The organism is Roseburia zhanii, from assembly GCF_014287635.1.
GTDB classification, from domain to species: domain Bacteria; phylum Bacillota; class Clostridia; order Lachnospirales; family Lachnospiraceae; genus Roseburia_B; species Roseburia_B zhanii.
Window position 1 is genome coordinate 117254 of sequence record NZ_JACOPH010000008.1, and the last position, 24680, is coordinate 141933.

At 40.2% G+C, this 24680-nt stretch carries 20 protein-coding genes; all 20 read left to right on the forward strand.

Going from position 1 to position 24680, the window contains the following annotated elements:
• Positions 1-148: 148 nt before the first annotated feature.
• The 20 genes from H8S17_RS10480 to H8S17_RS10575 all read left to right on the forward strand — a co-directional run bounded on the left by H8S17_RS10480 (position 149) and on the right by H8S17_RS10575 (position 24630).
• Complete coding sequence (locus H8S17_RS10480) at positions 149-4513, forward strand: Ig-like domain-containing protein (protein ID WP_186867272.1); 4365 nt, start codon at positions 149-151, stop codon at positions 4511-4513.
• Positions 4514-4708: 195 nt separating this feature from the next.
• Complete coding sequence (locus H8S17_RS10485) at positions 4709-4864, forward strand: hypothetical protein (RefSeq protein WP_178050573.1); 156 nt, start codon at positions 4709-4711, stop codon at positions 4862-4864.
• Positions 4865-4925: 61 nt separating this feature from the next.
• Positions 4926-7550, forward strand: coding sequence for an alanine--tRNA ligase (alaS, locus tag H8S17_RS10490; protein WP_207723403.1), 2625 nt, complete (start codon positions 4926-4928; stop codon positions 7548-7550).
• Between the two features lie 323 nt (positions 7551-7873).
• The gene (rpsU, locus tag H8S17_RS10495) at positions 7874-8050 is read left to right on the forward strand and encodes a 30S ribosomal protein S21 (protein ID WP_004054229.1); all 177 of its coding nucleotides are present in this window, start codon (positions 7874-7876) and stop codon (positions 8048-8050) included.
• Positions 8051-8388: 338 nt separating this feature from the next.
• Positions 8389-9297 (forward strand): stage III sporulation protein AA, encoded by a 909-nt coding sequence (gene spoIIIAA, locus H8S17_RS10500; RefSeq protein WP_186867274.1) that lies wholly within the window; start codon positions 8389-8391, stop codon positions 9295-9297.
• Positions 9291-9803: a stage III sporulation protein AB gene (locus H8S17_RS10505; RefSeq protein WP_186867275.1), complete on the forward strand. Its 513-nt coding sequence runs from the start codon at positions 9291-9293 to the stop codon at positions 9801-9803. Before spoIIIAA ends, H8S17_RS10505 begins: the two co-directional genes overlap by 7 nt.
• 28 nt (positions 9804-9831) lie before the next feature.
• Positions 9832-10026, forward strand: coding sequence for a stage III sporulation protein AC (spoIIIAC, locus tag H8S17_RS10510; RefSeq protein ID WP_178050967.1), 195 nt, complete (start codon positions 9832-9834; stop codon positions 10024-10026).
• A 12-nt stretch (positions 10027-10038) separates the two neighbouring features.
• Entirely contained in the window at positions 10039-10422 is a 384-nt protein-coding gene (locus H8S17_RS10515) for a stage III sporulation AC/AD family protein (protein ID WP_178050966.1), read from the forward strand.
• The gene (locus H8S17_RS10520; protein ID WP_186867276.1) at positions 10419-11540 is read left to right on the forward strand and encodes a stage III sporulation protein AE; all 1122 of its coding nucleotides are present in this window, start codon (positions 10419-10421) and stop codon (positions 11538-11540) included. The genes H8S17_RS10515 and H8S17_RS10520 overlap by 4 nt, the downstream gene beginning before the upstream one ends.
• Before the next feature lie 2 nt (positions 11541-11542).
• The gene (locus H8S17_RS10525) at positions 11543-12079 is read left to right on the forward strand and encodes a stage III sporulation protein AF (RefSeq protein WP_186867277.1); all 537 of its coding nucleotides are present in this window, start codon (positions 11543-11545) and stop codon (positions 12077-12079) included.
• 9 nt (positions 12080-12088) lie between these two features.
• Positions 12089-12685, forward strand: a complete 597-nt coding sequence (locus H8S17_RS10530; RefSeq protein WP_186867278.1) for a stage III sporulation protein AG — start codon at positions 12089-12091, stop codon at positions 12683-12685.
• Positions 12682-13467, forward strand: coding sequence for a SpoIIIAH-like family protein (locus H8S17_RS10535; RefSeq protein WP_186867279.1), 786 nt, complete (start codon positions 12682-12684; stop codon positions 13465-13467). Before H8S17_RS10530 ends, H8S17_RS10535 begins: the two co-directional genes overlap by 4 nt.
• Positions 13468-13592: 125 nt before the next feature.
• On the forward strand, positions 13593-13799 hold the full coding sequence (locus tag H8S17_RS10540) for a cold-shock protein (RefSeq protein ID WP_178050961.1): 207 nt from the start codon (positions 13593-13595) through the stop codon (positions 13797-13799).
• A 141-nt stretch (positions 13800-13940) separates the two neighbouring features.
• Positions 13941-16856 (forward strand): insulinase family protein, encoded by a 2916-nt coding sequence (locus H8S17_RS10545; protein WP_330595734.1) that lies wholly within the window; start codon positions 13941-13943, stop codon positions 16854-16856.
• A gap of 30 nt (positions 16857-16886) precedes the next feature.
• Positions 16887-17798: a GTPase Era gene (gene era, locus H8S17_RS10550; RefSeq protein ID WP_186867281.1), complete on the forward strand. Its 912-nt coding sequence runs from the start codon at positions 16887-16889 to the stop codon at positions 17796-17798.
• A gap of 295 nt (positions 17799-18093) precedes the next feature.
• Positions 18094-18837 (forward strand): DNA repair protein RecO, encoded by a 744-nt coding sequence (gene recO / locus H8S17_RS10555; protein ID WP_186867290.1) that lies wholly within the window; start codon positions 18094-18096, stop codon positions 18835-18837.
• A gap of 183 nt (positions 18838-19020) precedes the next feature.
• The gene (locus tag H8S17_RS10560; protein ID WP_186867282.1) at positions 19021-19629 is read left to right on the forward strand and encodes a hypothetical protein; all 609 of its coding nucleotides are present in this window, start codon (positions 19021-19023) and stop codon (positions 19627-19629) included.
• A 19-nt stretch (positions 19630-19648) separates the two neighbouring features.
• Entirely contained in the window at positions 19649-21067 is a 1419-nt protein-coding gene (locus H8S17_RS10565; protein WP_186867283.1) for a glycine--tRNA ligase, read from the forward strand.
• 163 nt (positions 21068-21230) lie between these two features.
• Positions 21231-23867 (forward strand): pyruvate, phosphate dikinase, encoded by a 2637-nt coding sequence (gene ppdK / locus H8S17_RS10570; RefSeq protein ID WP_186867284.1) that lies wholly within the window; start codon positions 21231-21233, stop codon positions 23865-23867.
• Positions 23868-23970: 103 nt separating this feature from the next.
• Positions 23971-24630 carry a hypothetical protein gene (locus tag H8S17_RS10575; protein ID WP_186867291.1) on the forward strand — a complete coding sequence of 220 codons (660 nt, stop codon included), beginning with the start codon at positions 23971-23973 and terminating at the stop codon, positions 24628-24630.
• Positions 24631-24680 lie beyond the last annotated feature (50 nt).

Consider the following 24680-nt stretch of genomic DNA (forward strand, 5'->3'; position numbering starts at 1 on the left):
GGTTCGTCCCCTGTTTTTTTCTATTTTTCACAAAAAGAGATATTTTGGGCGGTTCTGGTAAAATCATAATTGATATTTTACTAAAAACTAGGTAAAATAAGAATAGAACGGTACAATGGTACTGATATTTAGTTGAGGAGGACAATGTATGGTGAAGAAAGAGCGTTTGAAACAAATACTGACAGGGGTGTTAGCGGGAAGTATGATACTTACTTCGGCAGGACCAGTTCAGATGGTATCTGCGGCAGAAATTTCACAGATTGCAGGAGAAGTATCTGTCAATCCGAATCTGCATTATCAGACATTAGATGGCTGGGGAACATCATTATGCTGGTGGGGAAATGTGATCGGTTCATGGGGCGATAAGGATTTTAATGGAAATGGCATACCGGATCGTGAAGAGATCGCAGAACTCGCTTTTTCACCGGAATATCTGAATTTAAACATTGTACGTTACAATGTGGGCGGCGGTGATAAAGAAAATACCTCGATGAAGCGTGTGGAAGGTATTGTTCCGGGCTGGACTGTGGATATGACAGGTAGATCAGACGGCACCGGTACATTTGATGCAGAAAGTTTTTATGCAAAAGAAACAGAAGATATGAATGATGCCGGACAGCTCTGGATGTTAGAGCAGGCAAATAAATACAGAAAAGAAGCAGCAGAAAAAAATGATACGGAAAATGACATCATCAATGAAGTATTTTCCAACTCACCGCCATATTATATGACAAAATCAGGAAGTTCTACCGGAGGTGTGAATGCAGTATCGAACTTAAAGGAAGACTGCTATGATGATTTTGCAACGTATATGGCAAGGGCTGCAAAATGGGTAGACAATGACCTTAAGAAAAAATATGGTGTCGGAGTCAGCTTTATCGAGCCGATGAACGAACCGGATACCAACTACTGGGCAAATGGAAGTACAAAGCAGGAAGGATGTACATTTGATCCGGGTGCAGAAATGTCCAATATGTTAGTGGAAATGCAGAAAGCATTAGTGACAGAGGGATTAGACGAGAATATCAAGATCCAGAGTACAGATGAAACAGCACTGTCAAATGCGATCAATTCTTTTAACAAGTTAAGCACAAAAGCGAAAAATACAATGGATACCATTGGTGCCCATACATACAGTGGAAGTGATTCCGAACGTCATACACTGCGGAAACTGGCAGCTTCTTATGACAAGGGACTCTGGATGTCAGAGGTTACAAAAGGAAAAGATAAAAATGGTCACGACCATGATTCCATCGTCAATGCAAATGTGCAGGGACAAAGTGAAGGCATCATGGCTGACTTAAAATATATGCAGCCGACAGCATGGGTGGCATGGTTAGTGGCCGACAGTGAATATGAATGTCTGCAGGTCAACGGAAACTGGGGACTGATCCATACTGTTTTTGAATCTGATGGACCGGTCGTTGGTTATCATACCAACCTGATCGATGGCAACGGTAATTTAAAGACAGAAGTTCCGGGAGAAGGATACTGGGCAGTTACCAAACAGCTTTATGCGATGATGCAGTACAGCAAGTATTTAAAAGCCGGTTATACCATGATCGATATTGGTGATGATAACATGTGTGCAGCACTCTCACCAGATGGAAAAGAGTTAGTGATCGTTGCACAGAACTTTGGTTCTGACCGTACAACGACAGTAGATCTTGGCAAGTTTGATAAACGTGGCACAGCTGTATGTTACCGGACTTCGCAGAAAGAGAACTGCGAAGAAGTATCCACACAGGATGTTTCCGGTGGAATTTTAAATGTGACACTTCCGGAATATTCCGTATCTACTTATGTGATCGATGTAGAAACAGATATGGATAACTACATGAAAACAGTAGAAGCAGACATTGCAACACCGTCAGAAGCAGATGTTACCGTATCTGACCTGAATAAATTTACTTATACAGGTACATGGAAAAACCAGAGTACAACAGAAGAAGGTGCAGAAGTATCCTTTAAGTTTGAAGGAAACAGAGCTGTCATTTATGGTACAAAATCATCAGCAGGAGCAAATGTGCTTGTATCTGTAGATGATGGAGAAGCAAAAGAAGTAAGTTTAGCTGCAGAAACAACTAATACAAAAGCAATCATCTGTGATACCGGAAATCTTACAGATGGAGAGCATACAGTGAAGATCAGGATAGCATCAGGAGAAGCAGGAAAGACACTTGCCTTAAGTTCTGCAAATATTGTCTATGGTGAACTGACAGCAGAAAGCGGTACAACAGTCCGCAAGATCATACCATTTAATGAAGCAATGGTTGTATATTTTGATGAAGTCATGGGAGCTTCTGAATATACCGTATCTTATGGCACAGACAAAGACCACTTAGACCATAGTGTAAAGGCATCCGGTGGTAAGGCAACGATCAAAGGCGTAGCAAATGATACCACATACTATTTACAGGTGACAGATGATTTGGGAGGAAAATCTGCAGTTGTATCTGGTATGGCAGGTGTACAGGATGAAAATGTATTGTATTTTGTCAATGTGGGAACACAGAGTCTTAGTACGACAGCATCGGATGAAGTTTTTGGTGCTTACAACAGTATTTTAGATCAGGCATATGGGGAAGATGATATCACAGGTAAGAACTGGGGATATATCGGAACGACAAATGAAGCAGCATATTCTGATGGTGACCGTTGGACGAGTATCCGTTATTCGAAAAATATGAAACCGTTAGAATATCAGTTTGATGTTCCGGCAGGTACTTATAATGTAACGATCGCCATGTTAGATCCATGGAAGAATGGTTCAAGAAAGACAGATATTCTGATCAATGGAGAAACAAAAGCAACCGGCATCATTCCAACTGTAAAAACAAAACGTGTTTACCAGACAACTTTAGCAGAAGATGGAACTTTAAGTGTAACTGCACAACCGTCTTCCGGAAATACATCACAGGATGCGATCATCAGTTATATCAAGATCACAAAACAGAATGATAATGAAGTATCCGAGGCAGCACCGGATACGATCTGTACAGTACGCGGCATCGTACCAAAACTGCCGAAAACCGTAAAGGCAACTACAGCCGCAGGAACAACGATCAATGCAGCCGTAACATGGGAAGATACAGATGCATCGGCATTTGATGTAGAAGAAGGCAGCAGTGTTACGATCGCAGGTGTGATTACAGGAAGTGATACGAAAGTAGAGCAGGAAGTGAAGATCATGCCGACAAATATGCAGTATTTTATTGACTGTAACTGGACAGATTCTACAACATACAAAGCATATAACGATGCAGCAGGTCTGTTAAATGACAGTGCAGATAAAGCATATACCAACGGAAGCTGGGGCTATGTAGAGAGTTATGGCAATTATGATGGTAATACATCAGATACCGCAGGATGGTATGCAGGTGATGATCAGAGCATCCGGTACAAACTGCCATTTAGTGAAGCAGGAACCTATGAAGTGACATTTGGATTCTATGACTGGTGGTATTATAAAGAACGTCCGGTAGCATTAAAAGCATATCAGAATAATTCAGAAATTGCAGACTGGGGAACATTTACGATCAACCAGAAGAAGATGCAGACGACGGAAGAACTGACGGTAGATAAAGCGGGTGAAGTGATGATCTCCGTAGAACGGGGAAATGCAGATGCTCCGGTATTAAGCTGGCTGATGATCACAAAGAAATTAGATAATACGGCATTAAAGAATCTGTTAGCACAGGCAGCTTCAATCGACCGCACAGCCTATACTGCAGAACAGTTAGCAGCCATTGACGCAGCGATCGATCAGGCAAAAGCACAGTTGATGAGATCATCTTCAACACAAAGCAGTATAGATCAGGCAGCAGAAATATTGGCAAAAGCGGTCAATAAGGAGTCCCAGAAACCATCTGATCCATCCGATAATCCGACAGATAAGCCATCCGATAAGCCATCCGATAACCCATCCGGTGGTTCATCAGACAATCCTGCACAGGATCCGTCAGGTGATCCTTCTAAGAATCCGGCAACACCGTCAGGTTCTGATACACAGAACCCGTCGGATACCGTTACAGAAGAAACACAGATCACATTAAATGCAAAGAAGATCACAATGGGTGTCAAGGAAAAAATGACCTTGAAAGCAACTGTAACCGGAAATGGAAAAGGTCAGGCAGTTACATGGAAATCCAGTAAAAAGAGTGTAGCAGCTGTATCTTCCGCAGGAAAGATCACCGCAAAGAAAAAAGGAACGACTACGATCACAGCAACTGTAGACGGAAAGAGTATCTCTGTAAAAGTGACTGTAAAGGCAGCTCCGAAGAGAATCAAAGTCAAAAAGAATGTCAGCATCAAAAAAGGTCATACTTATCAGATCAAAGTTACACTTCCGAAAAAGACAGCAAGTTATCAGTTTACTTACAAATCAAGTAAAAAGAGTGTAGCAGCCGTTTCCGCAGATGGAAAGATCACCGCAAAGAAAAAAGGAAAAGCAACGATCACGATCAAAGCATTTAACGGTAAAAAAGCAACAATGAAAGTCAAAGTAAAATAATATGATAGAAACAGACAGTCTGCAGCAGGTGTTTTAGATATCGGTGTCTAAGACAAAAAGCAAAGCAGACTGTCTGTTTTTGGATTTCAGGCTAAGAATGGTGAAACAGGAGCAAACTAATTATTGAAAAAATGATATATTTGTTCTATAATCTAATAGATATTGCGATTGCATGAAAAGAATGGAGGAATACGCATGGCAGCATTTTTTGCAAGTTTTGGAACTTATGTTATTAAATTGATATTTTTTGCAATTGTGGCAGTAGCCGGGATTTTTGTCGGAAAAAAGCTGCGTGACCGTAAAGATGCAAAAACAGCATCAGAAGAATCTGATGCAAAGATAAAAGAGTAAATCATAGATTTTGGAGGAATTTGTTGTGAAACAGAAGTATGGAGTCAATGAACTGCGCCGGATGTATCTGGAGTTTTTTGAAAGCAAAGACCATCTTGCAATGAAAAGTTTTTCTTTGGTACCACATAACGATAACAGCCTGTTGCTGATCAATGCAGGTATGGCACCATTGAAACCTTATTTTACAGGACAGGAGATACCGCCAAGACGGCGTGTGACCACCTGTCAGAAATGTATCCGTACAGGAGATATTGAAAATGTCGGAAAGACAGCAAGACATCTGACATTTTTTGAAATGCTCGGTAACTTTTCGTTCGGAGATTATTTTAAACATGAAGCCATTGCATGGTCATGGGAATTTTTAACCAAAGTATTAGGCTTAGAAGAAGACCGTTTGTACCCATCGATCTACGGAGAAGATGAAGAAGCATTTGAGATCTGGAATAAAGAGATCGGTGTTCCGGAAGACAGGATCACAAGATTCTACAGAGATCCGGAAACCGGAGAATGTGATAACTTCTGGGAGCATGGTGCAGGACCTTGTGGACCATGTTCTGAAATTTATTATGACAGAGGGGAAAAATACGGCTGTGGCAAACCGGATTGTAAAGTAGGATGTGACTGTGACCGGTTTATGGAAGTATGGAATAACGTATTTACCCAGTTTAATGGTGATGGCAAAGGCGGTTATGAAGAATTAGACCAGAAGAATATTGATACAGGTATGGGATTAGAGCGTTTAGCGGTGGTTATGCAGGATGTGGATTCTGTATTTGACATTGACACCATGAAAGCAATCCGCGATAAAGTCTGTGAAATGTCAGGCAAGACTTATCAGACAGATGCGATCGATGATATTTCCATCCGTCTGATCACAGATCATATCCGTTCTTCAACATTCATGGTATCTGACGGTATCATGCCAAGTAATGAAGGCAGAGGATATGTACTTAGAAGGCTGATCCGCCGTGCTGCAAGACATGGCAGAATGCTCGGTATTGATGGACTTTTCCTTGCAAAATTAAGCGAAACGGTTATCAATGAAAGTAAAGACGGATACCCGGAATTAGACGAGAAAAAAGATTTTATTTTCCGTGTACTGACACAGGAAGAAGAAAAATTCAATAAGACGATCGATCAGGGACTTAGTATCTTAGCAGATATGCAGGCTGAAATGGAGAAGAACAACCAAAAAGTCCTTTCCGGTGAAGATGCGTTCAAATTATATGACACATATGGATTCCCGGTTGATCTGACACAGGAAATTTTAGAAGAAAAAGGATTCTCCATTGATGAAGACGGATTTAAGGCAGCAATGGAAGAACAGAGAACAAAAGCCCGTAACGCAAGAAAAGTAACAAACTATATGGGTGCAGATGTAACGGTATATGAGTCCATTGATCCAGGTATCACAACAGAATTTGTAGGATATGATCATCTCGTACATTCTTCAAAAGTGACAGTTATGACAACAGAAACCGAGATTACAGAAGCACTTTCCGATGGAGAGATCGGTACGATCTTTGTAGAAGAAACACCATTTTATGCTACGATGGGTGGTCAGAATGCAGATACCGGCTGGATTCGTACAGATAATTTTGAATTTGTTGTAGAAGATACCGTTAAGATGTTAGGCGGCAAAGTCGGACATATCGGTAAAGTAACAAAGGGTATGGTAAAGACCGGTGATACAGTAGAACTTACAGTAGATGCACCAAAACGTCAGGCAATTGCAAAGAACCACAGTGCAACACATCTGTTGCAGAAAGCACTTCGTGAAGTATTAGGAACACATGTAGAGCAGGCAGGTTCCGATGTAAATGCAGACCGTCTTCGTTTTGACTTTTCACACTTCTCAGCAATGACAAAAGAGGAGATCGAGAAAGTAGAAGCGATTGTAAATGAAAAGATCGCAGAAGCCATTCCGGTCGTTACTGAGATCATGACATTAGAAGAAGCAAAAAAGACAGGAGCAATGGCACTGTTTGGTGAAAAATACGGTGACAGCGTGCGTGTTGTCCGTATGGGTGATTTCTCAACAGAACTTTGTGGTGGTACACATGTAAGCAATACATCAGCGATCGCAGCATTTAAGATCGTATCTGAATCCGGAGTTGCAGCAGGAATCAGAAGAATTGAAGCACTGACATCAGATGCAGTATTTGCATATTATGATAAGATCGAGGAATCTTTAGAAAAAGCAGCAGCTTTACTTAAGACAAGCCCATCGGAAGTGATCGATAAGATCGGACATCTTCTTGCAGAAGTAAAAACATTACAGAGCGAGAATGAATCTTTAAAGAGCAAGGCAGCCAAAGAAGCATTAGGCGATGTTATGGATCAGGTAACAGAGATCAAAGGAGTAAAAGTCCTTGCAGCAAGAGCAGATGGCGTGGATATGAACGGACTTCGTGAATTAGGAGATCAGTTAAAAGAAAAATTAGGCGAAGGTGTGATCGTGTTAGCATCTGAAAATGAAGGCAAAGTTAATCTGATCGCTATGGCAACAGACACAGCAATGAAACAGGGAGCACATGCCGGAAACCTGATCAAGAGCATTGCAGCTAAAGTTGGCGGCGGCGGTGGTGGTCGTCCGAATATGGCACAGGCTGGTGGAAAAAATCCGGCTGGTATCGCAGATGCCATTGCAGAAGTAAAAACTGTGATCGAGAGCCAGTTAGCTTAAAGATTTTAGTATGATTTGTAGCTTATTTCCCATACATTCGCAATCTCGTACTTCGTGCTTCAAAGCTTGCTTTGCAAGCGGATTGCTCATTCATGGGAAATTACTGCTTCGCAGTATCATGTAAAACATTACTTTTGCCTCTTACGTGCAAGCACGACGAGTCAGAAGCAATGTTTTGCATTAGCTGCAAATCGTAATATTTTTTTAAAAAAGTGGTTGACGAACGGAAAAATTATGCTATAATATTTGTTAGTGCAATAAAATATTACCCAAACAGTTGAATATGCACAATACGCAACTGGAGGGAGGTTAGGTGTGAGACTATGTCGAATGTAATCGTAAAAGAGAATGAGACTTTAGATAGCGCTTTACGCAGATTCAAGAGAAACTGTGCAAAAGCTGGTATCCAGCAGGAGATTCGTAAGAGAGAACATTACGAAAAACCAAGCGTAAGACGTAAGAAAAAGTCCGAAGCAGCAAGAAAACGTAAATATAACTAATATGCACGTTTAAGTGAACAGTGTATAAACAGCCTTAGGTAGTTTTTAGGATTATCTAAGGCTGTTTTTTTATATACAACAGGTAATTATTCAGAACTCCTTAGAATCATAAAAATGGCTGCTACATGCTTGCATGTAAGTAGCCATTTTTATGATTCATAAGGTGGCTCGAATAGAGCCACCGCCGCATATATGAGCAAAATAGCTGCAAGGCAGCGGTAAAGCATGATTTATCATGCGGTTTTGCGAATGTATGAGAGGAGTTCTGAATAGCTGCGATATAAAAAATCAGACATATTTCATGGACTGGTTCATATACTAGACTAGGAGTTGATTCAATGAAGCAAAAACAGGAGATCATACATATCATGCCAGTCAGACTAAGGATGAAGCTGGAACAGATCCTAAGAGAACAGGAAGATCTTGAAGAAATCCGTATCCGTATCGGACAACCTGTAGAATTATGTTGTCAGAATAAAGAGATCTGGTTAAAAGAATGTATCACAGAAGAAGATCTTGAAGAAATGCTGACTTTTATCAGCAAATATTCCATCTATGCATATGAAGAAGAAATACGGCAGGGATATCTGACGATCGAGGGAGGAAACCGGATCGGTTTTGCAGGACAGGTACGTATGAAAGACGGACAGGTTTTACGAATGACCAATATCCGCTTTTTGAATATCAGGATCGCAAATGAAAAAAAGGGCTGTGCCGTGGATCTATTGCCATGGATCTATCAAGGAGGAGAAATAGTAAATACATTACTGATCTCACCGCCCGGTATCGGGAAAACAACTTATTTAAGGGACTGCATACGCCTGATTTCAGACGGGGTAGCGGGACGGACAGCAAAAAAAGTCTGTATTATCGATGAACGATCGGAAATCGCCGCCTGTCATCTTGGCGTGCCGCAGAATGATGTCGGAAAGCGTACCGATGTGATCGATGGCTGTTTAAAAAGAGAAGGAATGCGTATGGCATTGCGGAGCATGTCACCGGATATCATCGCAGTCGATGAACTTGGTGGAAGGGAAGATGGCAGGGCAGTCGAGGAGATGATCCTCTGTGGCTGTAAGATCCTTGGAACAATGCATGGAGAAAGCATCCGGCAGGTCATACAGACAGCCGGAATGGAAGAACTCTATCAGAAAAAGCTGTTTGAACGTTATATTTTTTTAAGAAAGACGAAAGATGGAAAAAGAGCCTGTGAAATCTATGATAAAGAGTGTGACAGGCTATGTTAAAGGCAGCAGGGATGTTCTTTATCATGCTAGGGGCAGCGGGACTAGGCGGGTATCTGCGCAGCTGTCTAAGGGGAAGATTAGAGCAGTTAGTGGAGTGTCGGGAACTTTTTGCAGAAATGGATGCACTACGGGAATATGTAAGACTGCCGTATGAACAGCTTTTAAGAAGGACTGCAAAAGGCAGAAACAGCATCTTTGCAGAAATCTGTAACGAAGTAGCAGATGAAATGGAAAAAAACGAAAACGTAGATGTGAAAGGATTGTGGCAGGACTCTTTTTTAAAACGAAAACAACTTTTGTATTTAAAGGAAGAAGAAATCGAAATCCTCTCAGCATTGGCAAAAAGCCTGATGTTAGAAGGCAATCATGCAAAAGTGGCAGAAATGTATTTTTTGCAGTTAGAAGATAAGATCGTACAGGCAATGGAAGAAAAAAAGGAAAAACAGAAACTATATGGGAGTGTTAGTGTTCTTTTAGGGCTGTTTCTGGTGATATTACTGCTCTAAGGTAGAACGGTTACTGTGAAGGAGATTTATGAGTGTAAATTTAATCTTTAAAATAGCTGCGGTAGGGATCTTGGTTACCGTTTTAAGTCAGGTATTAAAGCACAGCGGGCGGGACGAACACGCATTTTTGACAAGCCTTGCAGGGCTCATCATCGTATTGTTCTGGATTGTTCCCTATATCTATGATCTGTTTGAAACAATGCAGAAACTGTTTGCTTTATAGGGGGGAAGATGTATGGATATCTTAAAAATCGGTATATTGGGGATCATGGCAGTCTTATTAGCGCTGATGTTAAAAAAATATCATGTCGAATACAGTAGTTATATCAGTATTGCCGTCTGCATCTGCATTTTTACGTTTGCAGCAGTAAGATTAGAACTTCTGATTGGTTATGCAAAAAAGATGCAGACACTTCTTCATGTGAATGATACTTATATGTCGATGATCTTAAAAATGATAGGGATCACCTATGTGACAGAATTTGCAGCAAATATCTGTAAGGACAGCGGTTACCAGACAATCGCTGGGCAGATCGAATTATTTGCCAAATTATCCATTCTGCTGATCGGAATGCCGGTGATCTTAGCCTGTATGGAATCCATAGGAGAATTGTTATGAAGCACTTTCTGATGGGCTGTATGATTATCTGTATCCTCTGTATGCAGACAGGCAGTATCAAAGCGGCAACGGCAGATGACGTGATCGATGAATTAGATATTTCGGAACTAAACCGTTTTTTAGAGGATAGGGAAGAAATGCCGGTCACATTTGAAGACGTACTGCGTGCACTTGTAGATACAAAGGAGATCCCCTATGAAAAATTAGGAGATTATATCAAAGACAGGATCTGTATGCAGTTTCAGGAAAATAAGGCACTGATCTTAAAACTGTTAATCATCTCGGTTGCATTTTCCCTGTTAAAAAATTATGCAAAAGAATTTTCCTGTTCCTATGTTTCGGAGATCTGCTTCTTTTTGTGCTACTGTTTTATGATGATTTTACTGCTGCAGTCATTTTCGGTAATGAATGAAACAGTATTAAAAACGACAGATGACATGGTCGCATTTATGAAGGTGCTCATTCCTGTTTACTGTGGGGCAATTTCCTTTACTTTAAATTTTAACGCTTCTGCGGCTACCTACAGCATTATTTTTGCAGCGATTTATCTGGTCGAATGGATGATGCGGTATCTGTTAGTACCATTTGTAAAAATCTATGTGATCCTTGAATTTTTAAATCATCTGATGGAAGAAGAACGGTTTAAAAGACTTGCAGAACTGATCGCATCTGCAGTAAAAGTGTTGTTAAAAATTGCCGTTTCTTTTGTCCTTGGCATGAATATCATTCAGGGTATGATCGCACCGGCAATGGATAAATTAGCAGAAAATACGATCACAAAGACGATGCAGATGATACCGGGGATCGGAAATGTAATGAGTGGAATGGGACAGATATTTTTAACTTCCGGTCTGATGATAAAAAACTGTTTAGGAGCGACTGCATTAGTGATCCTTGTGATCTTATGTGCGGTTCCGTTTCTGAAAATGGCAGTACTCGCAGTTTTATATAAGTTTTTAGCGGCAGTCTTAGAACCGATCGCAGACAAGCGGCTGTCCGGTGGAATGAACGGAATTGCAAATGGCGGTATGTTATATCTGAAGATCATAAGTACCTGTCTGATGATGTTCTTTTTGTCGATCGCATTGAGCAGTGCGGCAACAGGGTTAGGAGGATAAGCATGGCTGGGGTAGTGGAATGGGTAAAAAGTTACAGTCTGGTATTTTTATTTATGACGGTGCTGACAACGGCTGTGGCAAAGAAAGAATATCGGAAATACATACAGATCTTTGTAGAGATCATACTTGTGCTGACACTGCTTGATCCGTTGTTAGAACTTACCGGAAGGTCAGAAGATCTGTTTGAAAAAATATCCTATGACAGTTTTTTTCAGGGGTTAGAAGAAATGAAAAAAGATCAGGCAAAAATGGATTTTATGGATAAGGAGGCGTATATCTCTTATTATGAGAAAGCGTTAAAAGAAGATGTGGCACTGTTAGCAGAATCTATGGGGTATGTGGTCACAGATGCATCTGTCAGTTTAAATGAGGCATACGAAGTGGAAAAAATAGAAGTATCCGTAGCAAAAGCACAGGTGGAAACCGTGATCATCGGTTCTGTGGAAGAACAGCCGCAGAAAGCAGAAATAACCGCATTGAAAGAACGGATCAGGGATTATTATCGGGTAGAGGAAGATAAGATCATTGTCAGGGATTAGGAGGAAGATGTGAAAATCAGAGATTTTTTTAAGGATAAAGCATGGAAGAAATGGGATAAGAGCCAGTGGATGATCCTGCTTCTTACCGGAGTTTTACTGATGATCCTTGCAATACCGACAGGTGACCGGAAAAAAGAGGAAAAGCCGGTAGACAGCACAACAGAGCAGGGGGGAGAGAGTACGGTAACAAAAGAAGACTATACGAGGGAACTAGAAGACAGGTTAGCAGCAGTTCTATCAAGGGTGGAAGGGGCAGGAAAGGTAGAGGTGATGATCACATTAGAAGATTTAGGGGAAAGTGTGGTGGAGAAAGATGCGGTGCAGGAAAATACAGATATGACAGAACAGGATGATACAGGCGGGATAAGAAGCCAGACGAGTACGAAGCAGGAAGAAACATCGGTATATACAGAGGAAGAAAGCGGAAAAGTGCCATTTGTGGGGAAAGAGCGGACGCCAAAGATAGCAGGAATCTTAGTGGTTGCACAGGGAGGGGCATCCACAGAGGTAAAGCAGAATATTTCTGAAGCAGTAATGGCATTATTCCAGATTGATGTGAATAGAATAAAAGTAGTTAAGATGAATATTCAGGAGGAAGAATATTGAAAAGATCATTGAAGAAAAATCAGATTATCATTACAGCGTTGGCACTTATGATTGCTGTTGCCGGTTATGTCAGCTATACAAGAAATAATTTAGATAGCACAGCCGCAGAAGAAGCGAGTGCCGATATTTCAAAGGATTCTTTTGAAATTTCGGATGATGCGATCATGGAAGGGGACATTTTTACAGATACAGATGATGGGAGTTTAGATGTTGCAATGTCAACAGAAACAACAGGAGAAGATGTTGCAATGAATGAGGAAAGCGTCACGACAGATGCCACACAGACAGCAGAAACCGGCAGTGATGTCAATCCGGGAGAAGCAGTACTTACAAGTTCTACGATCAGCAATGTAGATTTTGCGGCAGAAATGAAATTAGCAAGAGAACAGGTGCGTGCAAAAAATAAAGAAACACTTCTTGGGATCGTCAACAGTACAACACTTACAGATGAACAGAAGCAGGCAGCCGTTGATGAAATGATCTCTCTGACAGATACTGCAGAACGTGAAGCGGCAGCTGAAATGCTGTTAGAAGCAAAAGGATTTACCGATGTTGTTGTCAGCATTACGGATAATGCGGTTGATGTTGTACTTGATATGGGAGATGTAACAGATGCAAAGCGGGCACAGATCGAGGATATTGTAAAACGCAAGACGAATATCAGTGCAGAAAATATCATTATCACTCCGATCGAAACGGCAGCCGGTGCAGAGAGTGAAAACACAGAAGAAAATTCTACAGAGCAGGACAGCACACAGACGCAGAACCAGACAGAACAATAACTTTTGCAGGCTATACAAAACTCAAGTATTCCTATCGTTGACAACCTACTTCAGATATGCTAATCTTAGGTATGTGGCAGCAAGGTCACAAGCAGTATATAGTTATGTTTTAGGAGGAAGTAGTTATGCAGCAGGGTACAGTAAAATGGTTTAACGCAAAAAAAGGTTATGGATTCCTTTCAGATGCAGAAGGAAATGACGTATTTGTTCATTTTTCCGCATTACAGATGGATGGATTCAAAGAGCTCAAAGATGGCGAAAAAGTTGAGTTTGAAGTAGTAGACGGAGAAAAAGGACCTCAGGCAGCAAATGTTATTCGTTTAGGAGAATAGGTCTTTTTGGATCCTATTACATAAAGCATTGATATATAGGAAAGAATAACCATAAAAGAGGGTGTTTTCAACACCCTCTTTTATATGATAAATGATCGCTGTAAAAAGTACAGGCAGTTACAATAAATGGAGGAATTGAATTTGAAACCAGAATTATTAAAGGCATATGATGTTGTACAGGAAAAAGATCTGACAGATATGCAGTCAAAAGGGTATTTACTGCGACATAAGAAAAGCGGTGCAAGGATAGCTGTTGTATCAAATGATGATGATAACAAGGTATTCTACGTTGGATTTCGGACACCGCCGACAGACAGCACAGGAGTAGCACATATTGTAGAGCATACTGTTTTGTGCGGCTCGGATAAGTTTCCGGCAAAAGATCCGTTTGTTGAATTAGTCAAAGGTTCTTTAAATACATTTTTAAATGCCATGACCTATCCGGATAAGACAGTTTATCCTGTTGCAAGCTGTAATGAGAAAGATTTTCAAAATCTGATGGACGTCTATATGGACGCTGTACTGCACCCGAATATTTATAAAAAAGAAGAAATCTTTAAGCAGGAAGGCTGGCACTATGAATTAGAGGATAAAGATGCACCGATCACATTAAATGGTGTTGTCTATAATGAAATGAAAGGTGCATTTTCTTCACCGGAAGGCGTGCTTGACCGGGAAATCTTAAATTCTCTTTTCCCGGATACGACATATGGAAACGAATCTGGTGGAGATCCAAAATATATTCCTGATTTAACATATGAAGATTATCTTGATTTCCATAGAAAATATTATCATCCATGTAATTCCTATATCTATTTGTACGGAGATATGGATATCGAAGAAAAGTTAGAGTGGTTAGATAAAGAATATCTGTGTCATTATGACGAGATTGAAATTGATTCGGCTATAAAAGAGCAGTCACCATTTCAAGAAGTGCATAAGATTTATAAAAAATATCCGGTTGCAAGCAATGATCCGTTAGAAGATAACTCCTATCTTTCTTATAATATGGTCATCGGTACAAGCTTGGATAAGAAATTATATCAGGCATTTGAAATTTTAGATTATGCATTATTGAGTGCACCGGGAGCACCGTTAAAGAAAGCACTGATCAATGCGAAGATTGGAAAAGATATCATGGGTTCCTATGATAATGGAACATATCAGCCGGTTTTTTCCATTATCGCAAAGAATGCAAACCGTGCAGATGAAGAACGTTTCGTGCAGACGATCCAGAGCGTTTTAAAAGAGCAGGCAGAAGGCGGGCTGAATAAGAAAGCATTGGCAGCGGCGATCAACAATGCTGAATTTAAGTATCGGGAGTCCGATTTTGGTTCATATCCCAAGGGACTCATCTATGGACTACAGATCTTAGACAGCTGGCTGTATGATGATACACTTCCATTTATGCATATGGAATCCTTAGAAACATTTCAGTTTTTACGTGAACAGGTAGAAACAGATTATTTTGAAAAACTGATTTTAGATTATATGATCCACAATGACCATGTATCCATGGTAACGATCGAACCGGAACGTGGATTGAATGCGAAGAATGAAGAAGAATTAGCAAATCAGTTACAGGCATATAAAGAGAGCCTGAGTGATGCAAAGATAGAAAATCTGATTGCAGAAACTGCACATTTAAAACAGTATCAGGAAGAACCGTCACCAAGAGAAGATATAGAAAAGATCCCGATGTTAAAACGTTCGGATATGAAAAAGACAGCAGCACCGTTACAGCTTGAAAAGTCAGATGTAAATGGAACAGATCTCTTATTTTCAGAGATGTTTTCCAATGGCATTATCTATCTGACACTGCTATTCGATATCCGAAATGTTACTGAGAAACAGTTACCGTACCTTGGAATTTTAAAAGCAGTATTAGGATATATTGATACAAAGCATTACGCATATGATGATCTGGCAAATGAGATCAATTTAGAAACAGGCGGTATGGCATCTTCTATCTCCACATATGCACACAGTAAAGAAGATACTTACGAGGCAAAATTTGAGGTCCGCACAAAAGTTTTATATGATAAGCTTCCAAAAGCAATGAAATTGTTTGAGGAGATCCTGCTTCATTCAGAAGTAGACGATGAAAAGCGGTTAAAAGAGATTTTATCAGAAGTCAGATCAAGACTGCAGATGAGTCTTGCATCTGCCGGAAATTCGGTATCTGCAATTCGTGCAATGTCCTATTTCTCAGAAACTGCCCGTTATAACGATCTTACAATGGGGATAGATTTCTATCATGTGGTAGCAGAATATGAAGAACATTTTGAGGAAAAGAAAGCAGAATTAGTAGAACATTTACAGACATTGATCCGAGAGATCTTTACAAGAGAAGGAATGATCGTGTCTGTGACCTGTGATAAAGATGGAATGAAAGCTGTAAAAAAGGCAGTTGCTTCTTTTAAAGAGAAACTTCCGAAAAAAGAGAGCGAAGGTCAGAAGGCAGCCATCTCCTGCATCAGCAGAAACGAAGGATTTATGGATGCATCGAAAGTGCAGTATGTATCAAGAGCCGGAAACTTTAAAAAGGCAGGATTTGCTTATACAGGTGCACTTAGGATATTAAAAGTAGTTTTAAGTTATGACTATTTGTGGATAAATGTGCGTGTAAAAGGCGGTGCATATGGCTGCGGCAGTGGTTTTATGCGTAATGGTAATGCATATTTTTCTTCTTACAGGGATCCCAATCTAGAAAAGACAAATGAGGTCTATAACCATATACCGGATTATATAAGAAACTTTACTGCCGATGAACGTGATATGACAAAGTATATCATTGGAACGGTCAGTGAATTAGATACACCACTTAATCCATATGCAAAGGGTATGCGTTCTGTTTCAGCATATTTCTGTGGTATTACAGATGCAGATATCCAGAAAGAACGGGACGAAGTGATCACAGCTTCGGAAAAGGATATTCAGAAACTTGCAGATTTGGTAGAAGCAGTCCTGTCACAAAAACATCTCTGTGTCATTGGCAACGAAGAAAAGATAACTGAACAAAAGTCAATGTTTGAGGAAACCAGACAGCTTTTTTAAACAGGATTTAACAAAAGAAAGGAATATTTCATGGAAAATCAGTTAAAGTCAGGGTTTGTAACGATCATCGGAAGACCGAATGTAGGAAAATCGACGCTGATGAATCATTTGATCGGACAGAAGATCGCAATTACATCGAAAAAGCCACAGACGACAAGAAACCGTATCCAGACAGTCTATACAGATACAGATAAGGGACAGATCGTTTTTTTAGATACACCGGGAATCCATCAGGCAAAAAATAAGCTTGGGGAATATATGGTCAATGTGGCAGAGAGTACATTAAAAGATGTTGATGTGATCCTGTGGTTAGTTGAACCGAGCAATTATATCGGTGCAGGTGAACAGCATATCATCAAACAGTTAGACAAAGCGAATCTGCCGGTCATACTGATCATCAATAAGATTGATACGGTAGAGAAAGAAAAGGTGTTAGAATATATCGATACTTACCGGAAAGTCTATGATTTTGATGAGATCATACCGGTTTCGGCGTTGCGTGGAAATAATTTAGATGATGTGATCGATACGATTTTTAAATATCTTCCTTATGGACCGATGTTCTATGATGAAGATACGGTTACAGACCAGCCGGAACGTCAGATTGTTGCAGAGATCATCCGCGAGAAATCCCTGCACGCCTTAGATGAGGAAGTTCCGCATGGGATCGCAGTTACGGTCGAAAGCATGAAAAAGCGGAAAGGACCGAAAGGTATCATTGATATTGAAGCGACTATCATCTGCGAGAGAGATTCCCACAAAGGCATCATCATTGGCAAAGGTGGTGCCATGCTGAAGAAAATCGGCAGTAATGCCCGATATGAGATCGAGCGTATGTTAGATTCTAAGGTTAATTTAAGGCTTTGGGTAAAAGTGAAGAAAGACTGGCGGGATTCCGATTCGCTGATGAAGAATTTTGGTTACCGGAAGGATGAGATTTAATACCAATTTTTATCTGGTATGTTTCTGTTAAAGAAGGAAATCCTAAGTATGTGTAAAGGCAGTACAAGAAAAATTGATGTACCCGGACAGTGATGTTTGGGACTGTGTGGACAGTAACATAGAAAGATACTTAGGAGATGGCAGCAAATGGTAGACGATACATGGAGAAACTTTGAATTAAGCGGAAAGGTGTCAGATTATCTGGCATACAGACAACGTAGCGGAAAAACAGAGTCAGGCAGTGATGTGGATCATTCAGATGATCGCAGACAAACCGAAAGAGGATTATGCAGTTATGGGACAGAACGTGGTTCTGACAGGAATCGTGCTAAATGTAATGCCGATTGGCGAGTATGACAAGCGGGTTACCATATTGACAAAGGAAAGAGGGAAGATCACAGCATTTGCCAGAGGAGCAAGACGGCCTACCAGCCAGTTATTAGCGGCAACCAGCCCTTTTTCCTTTGGTGAATTTGAATTTTTCGAGGGACGCAGTACATATAATCTTGCAAAAGCCTCTATTTCCGACTATTTCAGGGAGTTATCCAACGATCCGGAAACAGCATGTTATGGATTCTACTTTTTAGAGATCGCAGACTATTATGCACAGGAAAATAATGATGAGAGAGAACTTTTAAAACTATTGTACCAGACGCTTCGGGCACTTGAAAAACCGGCACTGAAAAACCGTCTGGTGCGGAGGATTTATGAACTTCGGGTGCTGCTCATCGAAGGAGAGTATCCGAATCTTTTTTCGTGCCAGAACTGCAATAGAAAAACAGACTTACACTGGTTTTCAGGCAGACAGCATGGAATGCTCTGTGACAACTGCAAGATGGAAACAGATGCCATTTATGTTGATGATTCTACTTTATATACGATGCAGTATATCGTTTCTGCAGAATTAAGAAAATTATATACATTTATGGTTTCAGAGGAAGTGCTAGACCGCTTAGAAATGGTCTTAAACCGTTGTTTTGCGGCACAGACTTCACATCAGTTCCAGTCGTTAGATATCTTAAAAACAATCGCCGGGTGAACAAAAAGTTACGGTTTACACAGTACCCGGACACTTGTTGCTTGGGTACGTAAGAACGTGATTCGGGCATTTGCAGGCTTCTTTTGCGAAGCAAAACTTAAAATAAGCCTGCAACTTGAAATTGTAAGAGGAACATAGTATAATGGCATGGATTGACAAATGTACGGAAGGCAGGAAAATAAAATGAAAAAGATTATATGTGTAGGATTTACAATGATCCTCTGCATGGGATTGTTATCCGGGTGTTCGAAAAAAACAGATGTAGATACGAGTACCGTTTTTATTGAAAAAAAGGGAAAGATCACAAGTGTAGATGTCGAAGCCCTAGATAAAGATTACTATGATGAAGCAGAACTTGAAAGTTATATTACAGATCATGTAAATGACTATACCAGTGAAAATGGCAATACTGTAGAAATGGCTTCTTTTACAGTGACAGATCAGGTAGCAAAGTTACAGATGCAGTATGATTCCTGTGAAGATTATACAGCATTTAACGGTATTGAACTGTATGATGGAACAGTTGTGGAAGCACAGGCTGCCGGATATGATTTTGATACAGACTTTATCAGTGCATCAGATGAAGATACAAAGAAAGTCAGCAAAGACGATGTTTTAGCAGATGATAATAATAAAGTTGTCATCATCAAAGCAAATGTAGACGTAAAAGTAGATGGAACTATTCTTTATGTTTCAAAAGAAAATACAAAAGTGACAGAAAAGAATAAGGTTTCAATTACAGGAGAAGGTTCTGCCGAGGAGGCAGCTCTTACATATATCATATACAAATAGAAACGGAGAGAAGATAAGTATGGAAAAATCAATGGACAAAATTGTTGCACTCGCAAAGGCAAGAGGGTTTGTCTATCCGGGTTCAGAAATTTATGGCGGACTTGCAAATACATGGGATTACGGTAATCTTGGTGTAGAATTAAAGAATAACGTAAAAAAAGCATGGTGGCAGAAATTCGTACAGGAAAATCCTTATAATGTCGGAGTAGACTGTGCAATCTTAATGAATCCGCAGACATGGGTAGCATCCGGTCATTTAGGAGGATTTTCAGACCCGCTTATGGACTGTAAAGAATGTCACGAGCGTTTTCGTGCAGATAAACTGATCGAAGATTTTGCGGATGAGAATGATATTACTTTAGATGGTTCCGTAGATGGATGGACACAGGAGCAGATGGTAGGATTTATCGAAGAACATCAGATTCCATGTCCTACCTGTGGAAAACATAACTTTACAGACATCCGTCAGTTTAACCTGATGTTCAAGACATTTCAGGGTGTTACAGAAGATGCTAAGAATACAGTATATTTAAGACCGGAAACAGCACAGGGTATTTTCGTTAATTTTAAAAACGTACAGAGAACTTCCCGTAAGAAGATCCCATTTGGAATCGGACAGATCGGTAAATCTTTCCGTAACGAGATCACACCGGGTAACTTTACATTCCGTACCAGGGAATTTGAGCAGATGGAATTAGAATTTTTCTGTGAGCCGGGAACAGATATGGAATGGTTCAAATATTGGAGAGGATTCTGTCGTGACTGGTTATTAAGCCTCGGGATCAAAGCTGATGAAATGCGTCTGCGTGACCATTCACCGGAAGAATTATGTTTCTATTCAAAAGGAACGACAGATATCGAGTTCTTATTCCCATTTGGCTGGGGAGAACTCTGGGGAATTGCTGACAGAACCGATTACGACCTGACACAGCATCAGAATACTTCCGGACAGGATATGACATATTTTGATGATGAGAAGAAAGAAAAATATATCCCATACGTTATTGAACCGTCACTTGGAGCAGACCGTGTGGTACTTGCATTCTTATGTGCAGCTTATGATGAGGAGAATATCGGAACAGAGGAAAAACCGGATATGAGAACAGTTCTTCATTTCCATCCGGCATTAGCACCTGTAAAAGTAGGTGTTCTTCCATTATCAAAGAAATTAAATGAAGGTGCAGAAAAAGTATATGCACAGCTTTCTAAGAAATATAACTGTGAATTTGATGACAGAGGAAATATCGGAAAACGTTACAGAAGACAGGATGAGATCGGTACACCATTCTGTGTAACTTATGATTTTGATTCCGAAGAAGACGGTGCAGTTACTGTACGTGATCGTGACACAATGGAACAGGAAAGAATTAAAATTGAAGATTTAGATGCATATTTTGCCGAAAAGTTTGATTTTGAGGTGAAAAAAACAGAAGAGTAGATGAAAAAAATGTTGATTTCATCAAAAAATATGCTACAATAAATATGTGCGCTTAAAGCTAGGCGTACGTCTTGTATCAGGTGGCGATGTATAGGATCTGTACAGGCAGATATATACATATCTATAAAAGCTATTATCTATTTATATTTAGGAGGAAAAGAATATGGCAAACAAATGGGTATACATGTTTAGTGAAGGCGACATGTCCATGCGTAACCTTCTCGGTGGTAAAGGTGCAAACCTTGCTGAGATGACAAGTATTGGTCTTCCAGTACCACAGGGATTCACAATCACAACAGAGGCTTGTACTCAGTATTATGAGGATGGCCGCAAAATCAATGATGAGATCATGGCTCAGGCTATGGAAGGTGTTAAGAAGATGGAAGAGATCAACGGTAAGAAATTCGGTGATCTTCAGAACCCACTTCTTGTATCTGTTCGTTCAGGTGCTCGTGCTTCCATGCCGGGTATGATGGATACAATCTTAAATCTTGGTCTGAATGACGAAGTAGTAGCTGCAATGATCAAAGGAAATCCAGATCCGAAATTCGAACGTTTCGTATATGATTCATACAGACGTTTCATCCAGATGTTCTCTGATGTTGTTATGGAAGTTGGTAAGAAATATTTCGAACAGCTTATCGATGCAATGAAAGAGAAAAAAGGTGTTAAATTTGACGTTGAATTAACAGCAGCAGATTTAAAAGAATTAGCAGAGCAGTTCAAAGCTGAATACAAGAAACAGTTAGGAGAAGATTTCCCATCTGATCCGGTTGAGCAGTTAAAACTTGCTATCGAAGCTGTATTCCGTTCATGGGACAACCCTCGTGCAAACGTTTACCGTCGTGACAACGATATCCCTTATTCTTGGGGAACAGCTGTAAACGTAATGCCTATGGTATTCGGTAACTTAAATGATGAGTCCGGTACAGGTGTTGCATTTACCCGTGATCCGGCTACAGGTGAGAATAAACTGATGGGTGAATTCTTAATCAATGCTCAGGGTGAAGACGTAGTTGCCGGTGTTCGTACACCAATGCCAATCGCTCAGATGGAAAAAGAATTCCCGGAAGCATATGCAGAATTTATCAAAGTATGTGAAACTCTTGAAAATCATTACCATGATATGCAGGATATGGAGTTCACAGTTGAGAATAAGAAACTTTATATGTTACAGTGCCGTAACGGTAAGAGAACAGCTCCGGCTGCATTAAAGATCGCTTGTGACTTAGTAGATGAAGGTCATAAGACAGAAGAAGAAGCAGTAGCTATGATCGATCCTCGTAACTTAGATACACTTCTTCATCCACAGTTTGACGCTGCTTCCTTAAAAGCTGCTACACCGATCGGAAAAGGTCTTGGAGCATCTCCGGGAGCTGCTTGTGGTAAAGTTGTATTTACAGCAGACGATGCAGCTGCATGGGCAGAAAAAGGTGAAAAAGTCGTATTAGTACGTCTTGAAACATCTCCAGAAGATATCACAGGTATGAAAGCTGCTCAGGGTATCTTAACAGTTCGTGGTGGTATGACATCTCATGCAGCTGTTGTTGCCCGTGGTATGGGTACATGCTGTGTATCTGGATGTGGCGATATCGCTATGGACGAAGAAAATAAGAAATTTACATTAGCAGGCCAGACATTTACAGAAGGTTCTGAGATCTCTATCGATGGTACAACAGGTAACATCTATGCAGGTCTGATCCCAACAGTTGATGCAACGATCGCTGGTGAATTTGGACGTGTTATGGCTTGGGCTGATAAATATCGTACATTAAAAGTACGTACAAATGCCGATACTCCGGCAGACGCTAAGAAAGCTCGTGAGCTTGGTGCAGAAGGTATCGGACTTTGCCGTACAGAGCATATGTTCTTCGAAGAAGACAGAATCGCTGCATTCCGTGAAATGATCTGCTCTGATACAGTAGAAGAAAGAGAAGCTGCTCTTGATAAGATCCTTCCATATCAGCAGGGAGATTTCGAAGCATTATACGAAGCTCTTGAAGGTAACCCTGTTACTATCCGTTTCTTAGATCCACCACTTCATGAGTTCGTTCCTACAGAAGAGGAAGATATTAAGAAACTTGCAGATGCACAGGGCAAATCAGTAGATGAGATTAAGACAATCATCGCTTCCTTACATGAGTTCAACCCAATGATGGGACACAGAGGATGCCGTCTTGCTGTAACATATCCTGAAATTGCTAAGATGCAGACAAAAGCTGTTATCCGTGCAGCAATCAACGTACAGAAAGCACATGCTGACTGGACAGTAAAACCTGAAATCATGATTCCTCTTGTATGTGAAGTAGAAGAGTTAAAATATGTTAAGAAAATTGTTGTTGAAACAGCAGATGCTGAGATCGCAGCAGCAGGTATCGATCTGAAATACGAAGTAGGTACTATGATCGAGATTCCTCGTGCAGCATTAACAGCTGATGAGATTGCTAAAGAAGCTGATTTCTTCTGCTTCGGTACAAACGACTTAACACAGATGACATTCGGATTCTCCCGTGATGATGCTGGTAAGTTCTTAGATGCTTACTATGATGCTAAGATTTTCGAGAATGATCCATTTGCAAAACTTGACCAGACAGGTGTTGGTAAATTGATGGAAACAGCTATCAAGCTTGGTAAGCCGGTTAATCCAAACCTTCATGTAGGTATCTGTGGAGAGCACGGTGGAGATCCTTCATCCGTAGAATTCTGCCACAAGATCGGTTTAGATTATGTTTCCTGCTCACCATTCCGTGTACCAATTGCACGTTTAGCAGCAGCACAGGCAGCAATCGCTAACAAATAAGATTATATAACTGCATATTCAGTTGATTTAAAGAAGGAAAGCAGGAGTGCTTTCCTTCTTTTTTTGTAAGGCAATCTTTTAAAAAACCACCTGCTATGCAGGTGTGACCACAGATGCTTTAGCTTACAGTAAAAAAACCTCCAATGTTATACTTAGTATAGGTTCGCCAACCGTACTAAAACAAAGGAGCGAATTAGTAATTGAGAATGGTGTTGTTATAGATGATTCAGAAGCAGTACTCGAAGGCATTTCAAAACTTAGTGGAAAGAATATTTCCAGCGCAGAGACTTTTAAAAAATTTATTACAAACGAGAAGGCTACTAAATTTTATATAGATAATAAGTGCGCCTGCAAGATGCAGCCGGATCGTGACACGGTATATCTTTGGCTTGATAGTGGTTTTGTAGATTACTATGGTAATCCGATTATGATTTCACTGCTTAATTCATATGGAGAATATCGTGGTCATTATTTTGGATCATTTCAGACGCTTTCAAATGCAATTAGAGGTTTTTTTCCAAGAAACATAAAAGATATAAATAGAAATCTCGGCGGCCTTAGAAATAAGTATGAATACAAAATTGCAGACCGTAAGATAAAGCATATTGAAGATGAAAATGAGTTTTTCTTGTCATTATGTAATAAAGATGAATCACTTGGAACTATGAGCTTCGTTCTGGAAAATATGCAGGTATTGAGAAAGTTGGATGGCATGACAGATAAGGAATTTGCGGAAAATTCATTAGAAGCGGTAGAAGAATAGCGGTATCGAGTGGGTAGTCAGTTGCAATGGCTGGCTACCTGCTTTTTTAA

Bases quoted from the DNA above. Each gene is read 5' to 3' on its own strand.
- H8S17_RS10480 (WP_186867272.1), top strand. From the start codon at position 149: ATGGTGAAGAAAGAGCGTTTGAAACAAATACTGACAGGGGTGTTAGCG.
- H8S17_RS10485 (WP_178050573.1), top strand. From the start codon at position 4,709: ATGGCAGCATTTTTTGCAAGTTTTGGAACTTATGTTATTAAATTGATA.
- alaS (WP_207723403.1), top strand. From the start codon at position 4,926: ATGTATCTGGAGTTTTTTGAAAGCAAAGACCATCTTGCAATGAAAAGT.
- rpsU (WP_004054229.1), top strand. From the start codon at position 7,874: ATGTCGAATGTAATCGTAAAAGAGAATGAGACTTTAGATAGCGCTTTA.
- spoIIIAA (WP_186867274.1), top strand. From the start codon at position 8,389: ATGAAGCAAAAACAGGAGATCATACATATCATGCCAGTCAGACTAAGG.
- H8S17_RS10505 (WP_186867275.1), top strand. From the start codon at position 9,291: ATGTTAAAGGCAGCAGGGATGTTCTTTATCATGCTAGGGGCAGCGGGA.
- spoIIIAC (WP_178050967.1), top strand. From the start codon at position 9,832: ATGAGTGTAAATTTAATCTTTAAAATAGCTGCGGTAGGGATCTTGGTT.
- H8S17_RS10515 (WP_178050966.1), top strand. From the start codon at position 10,039: ATGGATATCTTAAAAATCGGTATATTGGGGATCATGGCAGTCTTATTA.
- H8S17_RS10520 (WP_186867276.1), top strand. From the start codon at position 10,419: ATGAAGCACTTTCTGATGGGCTGTATGATTATCTGTATCCTCTGTATG.
- H8S17_RS10525 (WP_186867277.1), top strand. From the start codon at position 11,543: ATGGCTGGGGTAGTGGAATGGGTAAAAAGTTACAGTCTGGTATTTTTA.
- H8S17_RS10540 (WP_178050961.1), top strand. From the start codon at position 13,593: ATGCAGCAGGGTACAGTAAAATGGTTTAACGCAAAAAAAGGTTATGGA.
- era (WP_186867281.1), top strand. From the start codon at position 16,887: ATGGAAAATCAGTTAAAGTCAGGGTTTGTAACGATCATCGGAAGACCG.
- recO (WP_186867290.1), top strand. From the start codon at position 18,094: ATGGGACAGAACGTGGTTCTGACAGGAATCGTGCTAAATGTAATGCCG.
- H8S17_RS10560 (WP_186867282.1), top strand. From the start codon at position 19,021: ATGAAAAAGATTATATGTGTAGGATTTACAATGATCCTCTGCATGGGA.
- H8S17_RS10565 (WP_186867283.1), top strand. From the start codon at position 19,649: ATGGAAAAATCAATGGACAAAATTGTTGCACTCGCAAAGGCAAGAGGG.
- ppdK (WP_186867284.1), top strand. From the start codon at position 21,231: ATGGCAAACAAATGGGTATACATGTTTAGTGAAGGCGACATGTCCATG.